Origin of the sequence: Sphingomonas sp. LH128, from assembly GCF_000293195.2 — a bacterium.
Classification (GTDB): Bacteria; Pseudomonadota; Alphaproteobacteria; order Sphingomonadales; family Sphingomonadaceae; genus Novosphingobium; species Novosphingobium resinovorum_A.
This window is the reverse complement of the sequence record NZ_ALVC01000186.1, coordinates 1-15,968: the sequence shown is the minus strand read 5'-3', so window position 1 is coordinate 15,968 and position 15,968 is coordinate 1. Positions and strand designations below refer to the sequence as shown.

The window sequence follows — 15,968 nt, the reverse complement described above, 5'->3', positions numbered from 1 at the left end:
TCGCTCGCAATGACGGAGGTGGTTGCCGCAGAATGCTGCGCCCCAAAATACGCGGACAGCGCCGCAGCATTGGCATCCGCCGCACCTTGCGTGGCGCCCGAGGTCATCAGCAGCTGGCGACGGCGGCTCGGCCCGCTTGGCGCGCGCGGCGGCGCTTCCTCCATGACGATGTGGGCATTGGTGCCCCCCACGCCGAGTGAGCTGACCCCGGCGCGACGGGGGCGATCGTCGCGCCGGAGCCAGGGCGCGCTGGTGGCCTGTACGCGGAAAAGGCCAGTATCCAGCGCGCATTCGGGATTTGCGGCCCCGAAATGCGGAACAGGGGGAAGCTCGGCGTGGCGCATCGCCAGCGCCACCTTGATGACGCCCGCCGCGCCTGCGGCTGTGTCGGTGTGGCCGATGTTGGCCTTCACCGAACCCAAAGCGCAGGGCTCGGGCCTTGCGCCAGATTGCGCGAAGACCTGCCGCAGCGCCGCCACTTCGATCGGGTCGCCGATCGGCGTGCCGGTGCCGTGCGCCTCGACATAGTCGATGGCCGAAGGCGCGATGCCGGACACCGCGAGGGCCTCGGCGATCACCGCCGCCTGCCCGTCCACGCTGGGGGCGAGGTAGCCGACCTTGCGCGCGCCGTCGTTGTTGATCGCCGAGCCCCGGATCACCGCATGGATGTGGTCGCCGGCTGCAATGGCATCCTCCAGCCGCCGCAGCGCCACCACGGCGACGCCGCTGCCGAACACGGTGCCCTTGGAGTCCGCGTCGAAGGGACGGCACAGGCCGTCGGGCGACAGGATTTCGCCTTGCTCGTAGAGGTAGCCCCGGCGGTGCGGCAGCTCGATCGAGGTTCCGCCCGCAAGCGCCATGTCGCACTCGCCCGACAGCAGGCTCTGCGCCGCCATGTGGATCGAGACGAGCGAGGTCGAGCACGCGGTCTGGACGTTGATGCTCGGCCCCTTGAGGTCGAACAGGTACGACACCCGCGTCGTCAGGAAGTCCTTGTCGTTGCTGGTGTGGCGCAGCAGGAACAGGCCGACCTCGTTCACCAGCTTGCCGTTGGTGAGCAGGTTGTAGGGCATGTAGGCGTTGTGGCCCGATCCCGCGAAGACGCCGATCACGCCGCCTGTTCCCTCGGCAAAGCCCTGCGGCGTATGGCCTGCGTCCTCCAGCGCCTCCCACGAGCATTCGAGGAAGTGGCGATGCTGCGGGTCCATGACTGCAGCATCGCGCTTGGACAGGCCGAACAGCGCGGCGTCGAAGCACTCCATGTCGGCGAGCGGCGCGCCGCGGCGCACGTAGTCGGGGTTGCGCAGCAGCGCGGGCGAGACCCCGGCGGCGAGCAGTTCCTCCTCGGAATAAGTCTCGATCCCGTCGCGGCCTTCGCTCAGCAGCGACCAGAATTCCTCGGGGCCGTGCGCCCCGGCGAAGCGGCACGCCATGCCGACGATGGCCACCGCGCTGGAGGTGTCGAGCGAGGGGTCGAACGGTTCTTCGATGGGCTGGTGCATGGTTTAGACCCTCACGCCGATGCGGGCGGTAGCGCGACGATTGCGTGCCTGATTGCGCATTTCGGCGCGGTTCTGACCGGCGAGCGCGGCGGCATCGTCCTGCCCGCCCGACAAGTGCGCGCCGAGCGCGGCGATGGTCGGGAAGCGGAAGATGTCGGTCAGCGCGACCGGCTGCGTGAGTTCGGCGGACAAGCGGCGGTGGACCTGGATGGCGAGCAGCGAGTGGCCGCCGATGTCGAAGAAGTTCTCCGTCAGGCGCACTTGCGGCAGCTTGAGCACGTCGCACCAGATCGCCTGGATCTGGGCCTCCACGCCGGTCGCCGGGGCGGCGCTGTCGTCCATGTTGTCGACGACCACGCTGACGGGCTCGGGCAGAGCATTGCGGTCGATCTTGCCGTTGGGCGTGCGCGGCAGGGCTTCGAGCAGGACGAAGTTGCCCGGCACCATGAAGTCGGGCAGCCGCTCCCGCAGATGCGCGCGCAAGTCCTCGACCGCCGGGGCACCGGTGCGCGGGGCGAGGTAGGCGACGAGGCGGGTTGCGGCGCCTTCCTTGCGGGCGACCACGACGGCCTCGGTAACCTCGGGGTGCGCGGTGAGCGCGGCCTCGATCTCGCCCAGTTCGATGCGGTAGCCGCGGATCTTCACCTGATGGTCGAGGCGGCCGAGGAATTCGAGCGTCCCGTCCTCGCGCTGGCGGGCGAGGTCGCCGGTGCGGTAGACGCGCGCGCCCGGATTGAACGGGTCGGCGACGAAGCGTTCGGCGGTCAGCTCGGGCCGGTCGTGGTAACCGCGCACGACCCCCGCGCCGCCGATGACCAGCTCGCCCGGCGTGCCCTGCCGCACCGGCTGCAGCCGCCGGTCGAGGATGTAGATCTGCTGGTTGAGCAGCGGCCTGCCGAGCGGCGGCGCGCCCCCTTCATCCAGCGCGTGGACGGCGGACCACACGGTCGTCTCGGTCGGCCCGTACATGTTCATGACGGTGCCGGAAACGAGGCCGGTCATGTCGGTCGCCAGTTGCGGCGGGAACGCTTCGCCGCCGACCATGAGGTGCTGGAGTGCCTGCAGGCGCGGGCGGGCAGCCCGGTCGCTCGCGAGTACCTGGAGCAGCGACGGCGTACACTGCAGGTGCGTCACCCCGTGGCGCGCCATGAGGTCGTGCAGCGGGCGTTCTGCGGCGTTATGGTCCTGTTGAGTGCCGTTGAGTGCCAGTGTACGCAACTGCGCGATTTGCGGCAGATGTTCGATAACCGTCTCGGAATCCACGCCAAAATCGACAAGGCAGCCGATCTCGTCGACGCCGATCGCCGACAGGCGGTGAACCAGTGCGACGTTGTCCTCAGGCGTGCCGAACAAGCCGCTGGTCTCGAAGTAGCGCTCGAAGGCATGGTCGAGCAGGGCGTCGGTCTCTTCCTCGGAAATGTCGGAAAGTTCCAGTCTTTCAGCACCTTGCGGCGTCTTGAAAGCCGGAAACGACCAGGCGTACTGCTTGAGCAGATTGGTCGAGGTGCGCAGGTACTCGATGAGCGCAGGCTTGACGGCCGCGCGCACCGCATCTTCGCTTTCTCCAAGAAAAGTGTGCAACATCAAGGTGATGCGCCCTTCTCCCGAATGCCCGGCCTCGTGCCAGGCGCTACGATAGGCGGCGATCTTGGTCGCCACCTCCTCGATCGACTGCCCCAGCAGGTGCGTCAGCACATTCGCGCCGACCCGTCCTGCCTCGCGGAAAGTCTCTGAATTTCCAGCAGAAGTTATCCAGACCGGCAGCTCCGACTGGACCGGACGCGGGTACGTGCGCACCGAGACGTCATGCCCCAGCGGCCCCGGATAAGCCCGCGCCTCGCCCCGCCACAGGCCCCGGACATCCTCGACACAGCGCTTGAGAACGCCCGCGCGATCGGCATAAGCCACTGGATTCAGGACGAAATCGTCCGGCTGCCAGCCGGAGGCGAAAGCAATCCCCACGCGCCCGCCGGACAAGTTGTCGACCAGCGCCCACTCCTCGGCGATGCGAAGGGGATGGTGCAAGGTCCCGACCACGCTGCCGGCACGGATCTGCACCCGCGACGTGATCGCCGCGATCGCCGCTGCGGCGACGGCGGGATTCGGGTAAGGTCCTCCAAAGTCATGGAAATGTCGCTCCGGCGTCCAGATCGCCTCGAAGCCCTCGGCATCGGCGAAGCGGGCGCCTTCCAGCAGGAGGTTGTACTGCTCGGCCGCGCTGCCCGCGCTGGAACTGGCGAAGTAGAACAGGCTGAAACCGACCGGGCGCGCATCAACGGCGACCACTTCCGGCACATCGCCACGCACTTCGCGCTCGCTGGCGATGACGATGTGATAGCCGTGCATCAAAGGCCACATCAGTTCCAGCGTCGAGATGTCGAAACTGAGGCTGGTGACGGCAAGCCACGTCCCGTCCGGCGCGATCTTGCGGTCCATTCCCGCGTAGAAATTCAACAGGTTATGGTGCTCGACCATGACGCCCTTGGGCAAGCCGGTCGAGCCCGAGGTGTAGATCATGTAGGCGAGATTCGCGCCTTCTGCGCCGCCGTCGAACGGATCGGACGGGCATGCGGCGAAGACCTCGCGCATGGTATCGACGTGCAGGATCGGCGCGTCCGTCTGCGGCAGATCGCCCGCCAGCGCGGTCTCGCTGAGGATCAGGCCGAGGCCCGAATCCGCCACCATGTGCGCGATGCGATCTCGCGGATAGGACGGGTCGAGCGGCACGTAGGCACCCCCCGCCTTGTGCACGCCGATAAGGCAGGCGAGCATCTCGACAGAGCGCGACAGGTGCAGCCCGACGAGAACCTCCGGCCCTACGCCGCGCGCGGCAAGGTCACGGGCGATGCGGTTGGAAAGCGCATTGAGCTGAGCGTAAGTCAGCGAGGTGCCGAGGGCGGTCACCGCCGGCTTTTCCGGCGTGCGCGCCGCCTGTTCGGCGAAATGGTGATACCAGGCGGGGCCGGTGAGGAACGGGCCTTCGGTCGCATTCCAGGCGCCGACGATCCGCGCATGTTCCTCGGGCTCGAGCAGCGACAGGCTGCCGACCGGCGCATCGGAGGCACCTGCGCACATCGCCTCGAAGCCGCGCACAAGGTCCTCGGCATCGGCGCGGGCGAGACGGGTGCCGTCGCAAGTCCAACGCAGCGTGCCTTCGGAGGCGCAGACGGCGATGTCGAGTACGGCGTCGCTGGCGCGCGCTTCGTCGAGGCGCTTCACGACCTGTATGCTGACAGGGTGGTCGAAGCCGGTCCGCCCGCGCAGTTCCGGGCTGCGGGCGATGAGGTCGGCGGAAATGGCCACGCGGCGGTGCATTCCTGCCACTTCGCGCTCCAGCGTATCGCGCAAGGCGGCGATGGGAGCGCTGAAATCGACCGCAACCTTGAGCGGCATTTCTGGCGCGAACCAGCCCGCCACATCGTCCAGTCGCGCGCGGCTGACACAGTCGCAGTACCCGATCTCGACACTCGCGCGGTCTGCAGCGCGCGCCAGCCATGCGACCAGAGCGGCCAAAGCCTCGCCGGCACCCAGCCCCTGCGGCAAGGCGCGGTCCAGCACGAAGGGCTGCGCAGGCCCGTCACCGACGCGCGGCGTGAACTGCGGCAGTTGCAGGCTCTCGCGCTGCTGCAGGCGGCGGCGCCACCATGCCTCGTAGCGTCCGGCGGCGGCATCGAGGCCGTCCAGCTGATCACGGCGCGTATCGTCGATCACGGTGAATCCGCCCGCCCCGATGAGCAGTTCACCGACCTGCACACCACTCAACACTTCGCCCGAAAGCGTGGCGAGGCGATCGATCCGCATGTCCAGATCACCGGTCGCGACCACAGGTGTCGGGCCGGAGACGAGGATAGTGCCCGGTGCGCGGCCCGATGCACTGGCGAGCGGCGTGACCTGCTGTACCAGCAACAGATGCTCGTCCAAGAGCGCCTTTGGAGCGCCCATCGGGTTGGCGTAAGCGCCGAAGTCGAGCGCGCGGACGAAGCGGGCGATCTCCTCGGCCGAGCGGCTCCAATCGATGGTGGCGGCCGCCTGCGGGCGGTCGGCGCGGCCGACCATGCGATCGGGCGCGCGGTCCTGCCGGACGGCCGCTGCGACCGCGCCGCCCAGATCGGCGACGAGCCCTTCGAAGCAGCGCAGGCCCGCCTCGAAGCAGCGGGTGTTGAGCGACAGCGCGGTTTCCTCTTTGGCGATGTCGAAGCGTTCGGCGGCGAGGATGGCGCCTTCGTCCACCGCGCCGGTCATCAGGTGCCAGGTCACGCCGTGGCGCGGCGCTCCGTCCAGCAGCGCCCAGACCGGGGTGTTGAGGCCTGCCAGTTCGGGCAGCGGCCCGTCATGGAAGTTGATCGCCGCGCGCGAAGCCAGCGCCAGAACTTCGGCCGGAAGGACGGCGAGGTTGGAGATGCTGAAGACGTAGTCGACGCTGCCGATTTCGGCCGCCAACAGGGCGCGCGGTTTCTCGAACAGCGCAATGCCGTGACGGCGCGCCCAGTCGGCGGCGGGAGACATCGGCGCCGCCACGACGGCGGCGATCCGGTGCCCGCGATCGAGGAGCAGCCTGCCGCATTCCGCGAGCAGGGTTTCATTACCGATGAGAATGCTGCTCATGTCCGAACCAACAGGCGATTGCCCGTTGCCGGTGAAGTCGTCGAAAGACGCCATGTGATGCCCCACGCCTGAATGATTTCCCCCAAGTCGATACCGACTGTATTGGGGCTTAATTTGGAAAACTATGTCCCAAACCCCGCCCCTGTTTTCACCATGGATGGTTACTTGGGTGTTTTAGGGAGCGAATTACTTATACTCGATCAGACGGGCGGGCCGCGCCGTGATGTGCCGGGACTTGCGGCGGCGCCAGTAATCGATCTGGCCCTGCAGATGCGGCAACTTGCCCAGGATCAGCCAGGTCGCCTGAAGCGGGTCCTTGCGCGCCCGAATGCGCAGCCACAGCACGGGCCAGAGCAGCCATAGCGGCGGCAGCGACCAGACCACGTTGCTCAGGACCTTGCGGCGCAAGTCGCGCCCCGCTTCAGGGTCCTGCGCGCCGCGCATCGCCAGTGCCTCCGCCGTCGCATAGCCGCTGCGTCGGTTGCGCTGCCACCACTGGCCAAAGCGCATCATCGCCGCGTCGTGGATGGTCATGTCGCCCTCGATCCGGCGAATGAGCCAGCCGCGCCGCCGCATGCGATGGCACATGTCCGGCTCCTCCCCGGCGATCAGGGTCTCGTCGTAGCCGTTGACCTGGCGCAGCGCCGCGACCCGCAGCAGGGCATCGCCGCCGACGCTTTCGGCGAGGCCGACGGGCGTGTTCCACTCGGCCTCGCACAGCCGGTTGTAGCGGCTGGCGTCCGGAGCCTTCTCGCGCCTGCGGCCGCAGACGGCGGCGAGTTGCTGGTCGGCCAGCATCACGGTTCGCGCTTTTTCGAGCCAGCCGGGGATCAGTTCGCAATCGCCGTCGATGAAGTGGACGAGTTCCAGTTGCGGGTCATTGTCGAGATGCCACTGCAGCCCGGCGTTGCGCGCCCGTGCGGCAGTGAAGGGCGCGGTGGGGTCGAGTTCGACCACCGGCAGCCCCCGTGCCCTGACCCGCTCCACGCTGCCGTCGGTCGAGCCGGAATCTACGTAGACCCCCCGCTGTCCGGTCCGCGTGACGCTGTCGATGCACAAGGTCAGGCGCGCGCCTTCGTTGCGGCCGATGATGACGAAGCCTACTGGCGTCATGGCAGGCGCTCCGTGCGGGTCCACTCCCGCTCGCGCCGGGTCACGAACTGGGCGATCAGCGGCAGCTTCCAGACGAAGTAGCCCGGCAGTTCGCGCAAGGACGACCACGGCAGCGCGTCGCGCCCGTGATGCCACCATGCGAGCGACACGCCGAGCGCCGCCGCGACCTGAGCCGCCAGCAAGGTCAGGAACGGCGCCGTCGGTCCCGCCAGCGCGAGCACGATCGCCAAAGCGGCCGCCGAGCAGAGCGCCAGCAGCACGGTCGGCGGCACCATGAGGTCCAGCGCCACCACCGCCAGCGCCGGGCGCCGTACCGCGCGCGCCAGCAGTCTGGGAACGTAGCGCCAGGCGGTCTGCATCATGCCGTGCTCCCAGCGGCGGCGCTGGCTGCTTGTGCCCTCGACCGAACTGGTGGCGCTCAGGATGCGGGCACCGGGCTCGACGACCACGCGCCTGCCCGCGAGCAGCAGGTCGAGACCCATCTCCAGGTCCTCCACCAGAGAGCCGCCGGGCCAGCGCATTTCCAAGTACATCGCGCGCGGAAAGGCCATGCCCGAACCCTGCAGCAGCGCCATGCCGGACAGGCGGGCCAGCCCCTGCAGCCGCACGAGGTTCTTGACGAGGAAGGCGAAACTGGAAACCCGTACGACCGCGCCCGCATCGCGCGGGGCGGCAAGCAGGAAGATGCCCTGCACGGCGGCATCGCGCCGCGCCGCCGTCTCCGCCAGCGCCGTCAGGGAGCCCGGCATCGCCCGGCAATCGGCATCGAGCACGATTACCGCGCCGCAGTCCGGACGATGCCCGGCGATGAAGGCGCGGGCGTAGTCCAGCGCATGACCCTTGCCGCGAAGGTCGGGGTCGCGGCGTTCGATCACCGTCGCGCCCAGCGCGCGTGCTCTTGCCGCCGTATCGTCGGAGCAGTTGTCGGCGACCACCAGCAGTTCATCACCGCCGCGCAGCTGCGCCAGAGCCGCGCGGGCGCTAGCTTCGATCCCGGCGGCTTCGTCGTGGGCGGGCATGACGACGATGAAGGACGGCGCCTCCCCGCTCTCCACCGAAGGTCCACGCCGTGCACCGACGAGGCATTCGAGCGCCAGCATCGCCGTCGGTAACCCCGCCGCGACCGCCATCCACCATGCAAAACCCAGCGCCATGCGATCGGCGAGCGCAAGCACATCCATCCGCTTCCCCCTCTCGCGCCCCACGGCGCCAGCTTCACCGGGGCCGAGGATAAGGAGCCGCCGAGGGGCCGGGCAGCCCTGAAACTCCCTTGGAAGTTCTCATGATCGACACCGGACCGCCCCGGCCAATAGACTTGAACCCGAAGCTTCATTGCGGATTTTCAAGGAGAGTTGCTGCGTGCACATCGGGCTCTGCTCACATCGTCGGCTGCCGTTTGCGCGCACGATGACCGGACGCGTGACGCCCGGAAGCGCGACACAATGACCGCGCAGGCCCCGAGCGCCGGATGGGCGCCGCTCCGCCCCGGCCTGATGAGCCGACTGCGCGGCGCTGCCCTGCGGGACACCAACGTCGTCGTCGCCTCGGTGGTGGTCACGAACCTGCTGCGGGCGGTGAGCAGCATGATCCTCACCCGGCTGCTGGCACCGGAGGTGTTCGGCATATCGGGCGTCATCGCCTCGCTGCAGTTGACCATCGCCTTGCTCAGCGACTTCGGCTTCCAGGGCTTCATCGTCCGGCAGAAGGACGGCGACCGCAAGCGCTTCCTCGACACGGTGTGGACGGTGGCGGTGCTCCGTTCGCTGCTCCTCACGGCGATCATGGCGCTGCTGGCGGTGCCGATGGCGCATGTCCTCGGCAGGCCCGAACTGGCCCCGCTGATCGCCGCCGCCTCGCTGCTGTTCCTGGTGGACGGCCTCGCATCGACCAGCATGATCACGGCGCTGCGCAGCGGCCGCATCCTGCGGCTGTCGGGCGTCGAACTCTTCGCGCTGATGATGCAGATCGCGGCGAGCGCGCTGCTGGCATGGGCCTGGCCGACCTACTGGGCGATCCTGGGCGGCATGTTCATCGGCACCGGGCTGAAGTCGCTGCTGAGCTTTGTGGTGTTCCCCGACGCCCGGCGCGCCTTCGGGCTGGAGCGCGAGACGCTGAAGGCGCTCTGGGCGTTCTCCCGCTACGTCACGGGATCGAGCATCATCTACCTGATGGTCACCCAGTGCGACAAGCTGGTGCTGGCCAAGTTCATGCCGCTGGACCAGTTCGGGTTCTACGTCCTTGCTGGCAACCTCGCCTCCGCGCCGCTGGCCTTCGCGGGCAACTACACCAGCCGCGTGCTGCTGCCCGCCTATGCCGCGCTGTGGCGCGAAGGCGCGAGCGACCTGAAGGCGCAGTTCTATGCCCGGCGAAGACTGCCCTCCATCCTCTACGCCGCCGCGACCGGCGGGATCATCGGCAGTGCGCCGCTCATCATCGGTCTGTTCTACCACTCCATCTACGCCGAGACGGCATTCTACATGCAGATCCTGTGCATCTCCTCGCTGCTGGCGATGCCCTCCAACGCGGCGAACGAAAGCCTGATCGCGACCGGCCGGGTCAGCGCCTATTTCGAAGCCAACCTCGCCAAGCTCGCGTGGCTGATCGTGATGGGAACCGCGGGCTATCTCCTGTGGGGACAGATCGGGCTGGTCGTGACGGTTGGCACCATCGAAGGCGCGGCGCTGGGGCTGAAGTGGTGGCGCATGTGGCAGGTGAACCTGCTGGACTTGTGGCAGGAGGGACTGTTCCTCGGCGCCGGGCTCGTCGGCGCGCTTCTCGGAGTGGGGGCCAATCTCGTGCTGGGCCCGTTCCTGACATGAGCGACATTCCCGACAATGACACGCTGCTGATCTATGCGCCGGTGCCGCTGCACCGCGATGCGGCGGGCAATCTCTTCGTCGAGGCGCAGGCGGTGAACGGTCTGCGGCTGTGGGCCGCAAACTTCGCGCGCGTCATCGTCATGATGCCGCTGAGCCCGGAGCCGGTTCCTGCGGGCTGGGTGCCGGTTTCCGACACCGGCGGCAAGCTGGACCGGGTCCGCTTCGAGATGCTGCCGATGGCCTACCGGCCGGACCAGTTCCTGCGTCATCTGCCGGCGACGCGTCGCCATATCCGCAGGCTGATCGCCGAGGCGCAGTGGCTCAGCTTCGCGATCGGCGGCCTGTTCGGGGACTGGGGCGCGGTTGCCGGTTTCGCAGCCCACGACATGGGCCGCCCCTTCGCCGTGTGGACCGACCGCGTGGAATCCGAAGTCGTCCGCAAGTCGTCGGCGAGCGGCCCCTGGAAGGAGCGCCTGCGCGCCCGGCTGACTCACCGGCCGATGGCGTGGCTGGAGCGCGCGGTGATCCGCCGCGCCTCGCTCGGCCTGTTCCACGGGCGGGAGACTTACGAGACTTACGCGCCCTTCGCCACAGGCCCGGCGGAGGTGGTCCACGACATCCACATCGCGCCCGGCGACCACATCGCCGCGGATCGCCTCGCCGCCAAGGTCGCGCAGGCAGGCGAAGGGCCGCTGCGGCTGGTCTACACCGGGCGAGCCGATCCGATGAAAGGCCCGCTCGACTGGATCGAGGTGCTGGAGCGCCTTGCCGCCATGGGCGTGGACTTCCGCGCCCGCTGGCTGGGCGACGGATCGGAACGGCCCGCGATGCTCGCCCGCATCGCCGCCGCCGGGCTGGAAGCGCGTGTCGAGATGCCCGGCTTCGTGACCGACCGCACCGCGATCCTCGAAGAACTGCGCGGCGCCCATGCTTTCCTGTTCTGCCACCTGACGCCGGAATCGCCGCGCTGCCTGATCGAGGCGCTGGCGTCCGGCTGTCCGATCGTCGGCTACGGCAGCACTTATCCGGCGGACCTCATCTCCGTCCACGGCGCGGGCGTGCTCGTGCCGATGGGCGACAGGGCCGCGCTGGCCGGGGAACTGGCCCGGCTGGACGCGGACCGCCCCCGGCTCTCGGACCTGATCGTCAAGGCATCGCGCGACGGCGCGCCGTTTACCGACGAGCACGTCTTCGAACACCGCAGCGAAGTCATCCGCCGCCATCTCGGCCCGGCCAATGCGCGGGCCGGGCTGGCTGCGAAGCAGCCGCGGCAAGGCACACCGGCCATTTCCGGGGTCTAACGCACCGCGAATTGAACACCCCTCGTCATTGCGAGCGCAGCGAAGCAATCCAGAGCGGTTTATGCGGCCCTGGATTGCTTCGCTGCGCTCGCAATGACGACCTCGGTTCTCAAGCCGAGGCCAAGCCCTGCCGCACACCCGACGCGGGCCGCTGCCGCAGCGTCTGCTGGTACTCTTCCTCCGCCTGATGCGCGGCATAAGTCCGGCTGATGGCCCGGATGGCGGCGGCGAAACCCATGAAGCCGATCGTCAGGTAGGCCATGCGGGTGGCGAAGAACGTGAAGAACAGCGTTGCCGCCAGCGCGGCGAGGCTGCCGAACACGAAAGCCGCCGGCACCGCCGTCCCCGTCGCGATCTCGGCGCGGCGCATGCGCCACAAGTACGAGAGCGGGGCCGTGAAATTCCACACGAAGGCTGCCAGCCCGATGACCCCCGAAACGAGCGCGAACCACAGGTACGAGTTCACGTAGTCGATGATGCCCTCTCCCTGGCGCATGTCGTTCAGGCGCACTTCGAGCTGGTCACGGGAAAAGCCGACGATCGGGCTGTCCCAGAACTCCTGCACGCCGCGATCGAAGAGGGCGCGGCGATATTCGCCGGTCTCGCTCGCCTGGCCCGACAGGCCGAGGGAGTCGGAGAAGGACGGGTAGATGCTGGCCGCAGCGAAGATCAGCGTCAGCGCCGCCGCCGTCGGCGCGGCCTTGCGAACGAGCGCGCTCCAGCGACCGAGGAACATGTCGGCGAGCAGGACCGCGATGCCCAGCGCCACCCAGGCATTGCGCGACTGCGGCGCAGAAAGGCCGAGGAACAGGGCCGCGCAGAGCAGACCATGGCGCATCCGGGTCCGGAAATCGTCGCGAATGAGCCACAAGGCAAGCATGCACAAGGTCATGACCAGCGCGATCGAGGTCGGCTCGTTGAACGGTCCGCCCGGTCGCATGAAGGCACCGCGCACTTTGACCGCGAGCAGCTTGGGCACGTCGTAATGCCAGTACAATTCGTTGTACATCGGCCAGTTCTGCACCATCTCGAATACGAGCACGCCTGAAATCGCGATGCCGGAGCAGGCGAACCAGCGCATCGCCGTGCGCATCGAGGCAAGATCCCTGAAACCCCGGCTGAGGATGAAGTACGGCATGCCGTAATCGAAACCGATGTTGATCGTCGTGCGCAGGAAGTGCGTAAGGCTCGTCTCGCGGGCCGATGCAAAGACCATGACGAGCAGAACTGCAGCGACGCGCATGTCGTCGCCGCGCCCGATCCGCGCCTTGCCGGGCGCAATGACGATCGCGATGACCGCGCCCAGGGCCAGCATGTCGTGCACGCTGATGTCGAACAGCTTGATGCCGGCCAGCTCGACCGCCTGGTCGAGACTGGGGAGCAGCATCAGGCTGTACAGATAGACCCCCGCGATCTCTTCCGACCGACGGGCGAACAGCGGAACCCACATCAGCATGACGAAGTAGAGCATCCACACGTTCGGCAGCAGCCAGGCGACGGCGGGCATGAAGAAGGTGATGAGCACCGCCTTCACCGCCATCTCCTCGCGCAGAGGCGCGCGCAGGCATCGCAGGAACCAGAGCACGCCTGCCGTACTGCAGACGGCGCCGTAGAATCCCGGCTTGGCGACGACGAACAGGATGGCGGCCGTGACCAGCATAGCCACTACGATGAGCGGCATCGCTGACGAATTCTGTCGGTTCAATGGCTTGCCTCCAGGAAGCGGTGCACGGCCTGATACTTGGGCGCCTCGGCGATCGGCTGGCCGCCGTATTCGCGCAGGCCCCACGAGCCGTATTCGGAGATCGGCGCGGTCGATGCATAGAGCATCATCGTGTCGCCGAAGCGGTCGCGCCACTCGGTAAGATAGCGGGCATAGGCCTGCCCCATGCGCGGATCGCGCTGCACCGACCGGGCAAGCGCCAGATCGGGCGTGACGAGGTGCTGCCCGGCTTCGTACGTGATGTAGCGCTTGCCGTACTGCGCGGCGATCTCACGCTGCTCGCCCGCCATGTCGAGCGACTTCTCGATCGCGGCGGGCATCGCCGCGAAGACGCGGTCGGTATCGCCGGCATGGTAGGCGTCCATGTCCATCCACACGTAAGGCGCGGTCGCCAGGGCATCGACCCAGTCGGCGGTATCGCGAAAGCCCAGAATCATGCGCGCAAGACCGGCATTGGCGTTCTGCGTCGCGGCGACCCGCACGAGCGCGCCGGGCCTGTCGGCGAACACCTGCGTCCAGATCCGCATCGTCTCGGTCACCCGCTCGGCGTAGCGCTCCATCGCGGCGCGAGTGGCGTTGCCCTCGCCCAGACCGCGCGCCAGCCCCTCGCGCTCGGCGTCTTTGGTCGCGTCGAACATGTCGTTCCAGACCTCGTTGCCCAGTTCGACGTAGACCCGGCTGCCCGGATCGAGCCGCTGGTGGACGAGCTGCGCGAAGCTGCGGACGTAAGCCTCGTCGGCGTGGAAGGGCAGGGTGAACCAGGCATCGGCGTGGACCGTGTTGGCAAGGTCGACCATGTCCTCCACCGACGCGCCTGCCGGGCCGGACTGCGAAGAGGTTTGCGGGAGTGCCCGCTGGCTCCAGGTCAGGCGCAAGTTGTCGTTGGTGCGCTGCCAGTCCATGAAGCGCAGCACCCCGAAGCCCGACACGAAGTTCACGAACTCGGGGTCGAAGCGGACGCTGGCGGGCGTGCCTGCCTTGCGGCAGTCGATGTCGCGCACCGGGTCGCGCGGATCGGTGCGGGTAAGCTCGATCCACGCCATCTCGTTCTCCTGGCCGGTCGGCGAGAGCCTGAGGTCGAGGCTGTGCGGCCCGCGCCCGGTCACTTCGACCACACCGTCGGCTTCAAGCTGGCCGGTGCCCAGGAAAGTGCAGCGCACTTCGACCGGCCGGAACGGCGCGGCGGGCATGACAAGCAGCCGCGTCGCGCTCTGGCCCGGCTCGAGCTGTTTCACCCACCCCAGCGCGTCGAGCTGGCCTGCAGGCATCGGACTCCAGCCCTCTCCGCGCGACTGGAACCATTCGCTTTGCGCGATCATGTTCGCGAAGGCCTGCTGGCGGTTGTACCAGTGCAGCGTGAACAGGTTGATTCCGATGGTCGTTTCCGGCGCGGGCGCGACCCGGACCGACCGCAGTTCGGTGCCCCCGGCGGCCTGCCACGCCCCTCCGACGTAGAGCAGCGCGGACAGCGATGCCGCCCCTCCGACCAGCATCGCCAGTGCCATGCGGTTCATGATTCGCCCCCGGATCATGCCCCGCGCCTATGCGTGCAGCGGCGTTCGCGCCGGGACCGGAGCCCGGCTGCTGCGCCACATCTGGTGGATACGGAAGATTTGCGGCCCCTCGATCAGATAGCGCCGCCAGAGCCGCTGCGGGTTGGAGCAGAGCCGGAAGGCCCACTCCATCGACATCTGCTGGATGACCACCGGCGCACGCTCCTGCTCGCCGGACAGGAATTCGAGGCTGGCGCCGATGCAGAAGCCGATGCCCTGCCCGCCGCGCGCTTTCGAGACGCGCCGCGCGATGATCTCCTGCTGCGGCGAGCCGACGGCGAGGAAGGAATAGCGCGCCTTCGCCTCGACGAGGAAGCGCACCGCCCGCGCCGTCTCGCGCGGGTCCTTGATGAAGCCCATCGGCGGGTTGTAGTGCCGCACGTTGCGCAGCCCGTAGAGATCCTTGATCCGCGCCACGGTGGCCTCGCTGCCGCCCAGGATCGCGACGGCGTCGTCGGGGGCGATACCCTGCTCGAACAGGCGCAGCGTCAGGTCGCTGCCCGTCACCACCGGAAGCTCGCGGCCGTCACCGCGCGCAAGGCGGGCGAGGATGCGGCTGTCGCACAAGGTCATCCACGCGTCGCGATAGGCCGGCCACAAGTCCGAACGCCGCCGCAGCAGCCGCACGACATGATCGACGTTGGGCGTGACGATATAGGTGAAGGGCGCCGTGGGCGGCCGCTTGCACACCGCGTCCATCGCCGTCGGCAGGTCGATCGGCGTGAAGTCGAGGTCGAGGAATTCGACATCGTCGCGGTGCGCTCCGCGATCGGCAGCCTCATGCCCGGCATCGAGATCGAGCACATCCGGCAGCGGCAGACCCAGGGCGGGTGCCAGTGCGGGCGCAGGAATTTCAAGGCCGGTGATGTTCAGGTGTTCAAGCGACATAGAGCGTACCTCCCCACACGCGATTATGCCGCCGCCCTGCGCCGTGGTCTTCCCGAGCAACTGCGCAGGGTGAAGGGAGAGGCCCATTCCGCCTGCCGAAAATCCCCCTGGGAAATATCCGCAAGGTGTGCGCGACGAGCCGATGCGGGTTTCTCCCCACGGATAAGCACGCCCTCCAATGGGAGAATTTTCGGCAAGTACCGCATGGGGTTAGCTTTTCGACAGACCGGCATTCGATGTCGGCTGTGGGGGTAGACATGCTTCAATCGAACGATTCACATCGGTCGCGCACCGCGCGCCGGTCGATCCGAGCCGTTGCGGCGGCCGCTTCGCTGATCGCCATGGGCCTTGCGGTCCACCCGGTCGCAGCGCAGGTCAAGGCTGGCAGCCCTGCCGGTCCGGCGATCGCGCCCGCCGTATCCGGCGCCCAGTCGGCCGCCGCGATGCCCGACGCCGCCTCGGCC

The 15,968-nt window shown here is 68.1% G+C and carries 9 protein-coding genes and 1 pseudogene; 3 read left to right on the top strand and 7 right to left on the bottom strand.

All coding sequences use genetic code 11. The features are described from left to right. The 4 genes from LH128_RS15535 to LH128_RS15520 all read right to left on the bottom strand — a co-directional run. Window positions 1-1,502, bottom strand: a 1,502-nt coding sequence (locus LH128_RS15535) for a type I polyketide synthase (RefSeq protein WP_008830609.1), incomplete at its 3' end; no start/stop codon positions are given. A 3-nt stretch (window positions 1,503-1,505) separates the two neighbouring features. After that, complete coding sequence (locus LH128_RS15530) at window positions 1,506-6,161, bottom strand: MupA/Atu3671 family FMN-dependent luciferase-like monooxygenase (protein ID WP_008830608.1); 4,656 nt, start codon at window positions 6,159-6,161, stop codon at window positions 1,506-1,508. A 132-nt stretch (window positions 6,162-6,293) separates the two neighbouring features. Further along, window positions 6,294-7,220 carry a glycosyltransferase family 2 protein gene (locus LH128_RS15525; protein ID WP_008830607.1) on the bottom strand — a complete coding sequence of 309 codons (927 nt, stop codon included), beginning with the start codon at window positions 7,218-7,220 and terminating at the stop codon, window positions 6,294-6,296. Then, window positions 7,217-8,401, bottom strand: coding sequence for a glycosyltransferase family 2 protein (locus LH128_RS15520; protein WP_008830606.1), 1,185 nt, complete (start codon window positions 8,399-8,401; stop codon window positions 7,217-7,219). Before LH128_RS15520 ends, LH128_RS15525 begins: the two co-directional genes overlap by 4 nt. Before the next feature lie 261 nt (window positions 8,402-8,662). Between LH128_RS15520 and LH128_RS15515 the strand changes: the two genes are divergently transcribed. Further along, window positions 8,663-10,039, top strand: coding sequence for an oligosaccharide flippase family protein (locus LH128_RS15515; protein WP_008830605.1), 1,377 nt, complete (start codon window positions 8,663-8,665; stop codon window positions 10,037-10,039). After that, window positions 10,036-11,340 carry a glycosyltransferase gene (locus LH128_RS15510; protein WP_008830604.1) on the top strand — a complete coding sequence of 435 codons (1,305 nt, stop codon included), beginning with the start codon at window positions 10,036-10,038 and terminating at the stop codon, window positions 11,338-11,340. Before LH128_RS15515 ends, LH128_RS15510 begins: the two co-directional genes overlap by 4 nt. Before the next feature lie 109 nt (window positions 11,341-11,449). Here LH128_RS15510 and LH128_RS15505 read toward each other — a convergent pair whose 3' ends face one another. The 3 genes from LH128_RS15505 to LH128_RS15495 are packed head-to-tail and all read right to left on the bottom strand — an operon-like array spanning window position 11,450 to window position 15,504. After that, on the bottom strand, window positions 11,450-13,021 hold the full coding sequence (locus tag LH128_RS15505) for an O-antigen ligase family protein (RefSeq protein ID WP_008830603.1): 1,572 nt from the start codon (window positions 13,019-13,021) through the stop codon (window positions 11,450-11,452). A 20-nt stretch (window positions 13,022-13,041) separates the two neighbouring features. After that, the gene (locus tag LH128_RS15500) at window positions 13,042-14,577 is read right to left on the bottom strand and encodes a hypothetical protein (RefSeq protein WP_008830602.1); all 1,536 of its coding nucleotides are present in this window, start codon (window positions 14,575-14,577) and stop codon (window positions 13,042-13,044) included. A gap of 27 nt (window positions 14,578-14,604) precedes the next feature. Beyond that, complete coding sequence (locus LH128_RS15495; protein ID WP_008830601.1) at window positions 14,605-15,504, bottom strand: WecB/TagA/CpsF family glycosyltransferase; 900 nt, start codon at window positions 15,502-15,504, stop codon at window positions 14,605-14,607. A gap of 257 nt (window positions 15,505-15,761) precedes the next feature. Between LH128_RS15495 and LH128_RS15490 the strand changes: the two are divergent. Then, a pseudogene (locus LH128_RS15490) lies at window positions 15,762-15,968 on the top strand (hypothetical protein); the annotation flags it as partial.

Bases quoted from the DNA above. Each gene is read 5' to 3' on its own strand.
- LH128_RS15530 (WP_008830608.1), bottom strand. From the start codon at position 6,161: ATGGCGTCTTTCGACGACTTCACCGGCAACGGGCAATCGCCTGTTGGT.
- LH128_RS15525 (WP_008830607.1), bottom strand. From the start codon at position 7,220: ATGACGCCAGTAGGCTTCGTCATCATCGGCCGCAACGAAGGCGCGCGC.
- LH128_RS15520 (WP_008830606.1), bottom strand. From the start codon at position 8,401: ATGGATGTGCTTGCGCTCGCCGATCGCATGGCGCTGGGTTTTGCATGG.
- LH128_RS15515 (WP_008830605.1), top strand. From the start codon at position 8,663: ATGACCGCGCAGGCCCCGAGCGCCGGATGGGCGCCGCTCCGCCCCGGC.
- LH128_RS15510 (WP_008830604.1), top strand. From the start codon at position 10,036: ATGAGCGACATTCCCGACAATGACACGCTGCTGATCTATGCGCCGGTG.
- LH128_RS15505 (WP_008830603.1), bottom strand. From the start codon at position 13,021: ATGCCGCTCATCGTAGTGGCTATGCTGGTCACGGCCGCCATCCTGTTC.
- LH128_RS15500 (WP_008830602.1), bottom strand. From the start codon at position 14,577: ATGAACCGCATGGCACTGGCGATGCTGGTCGGAGGGGCGGCATCGCTG.
- LH128_RS15495 (WP_008830601.1), bottom strand. From the start codon at position 15,504: ATGTCGCTTGAACACCTGAACATCACCGGCCTTGAAATTCCTGCGCCC.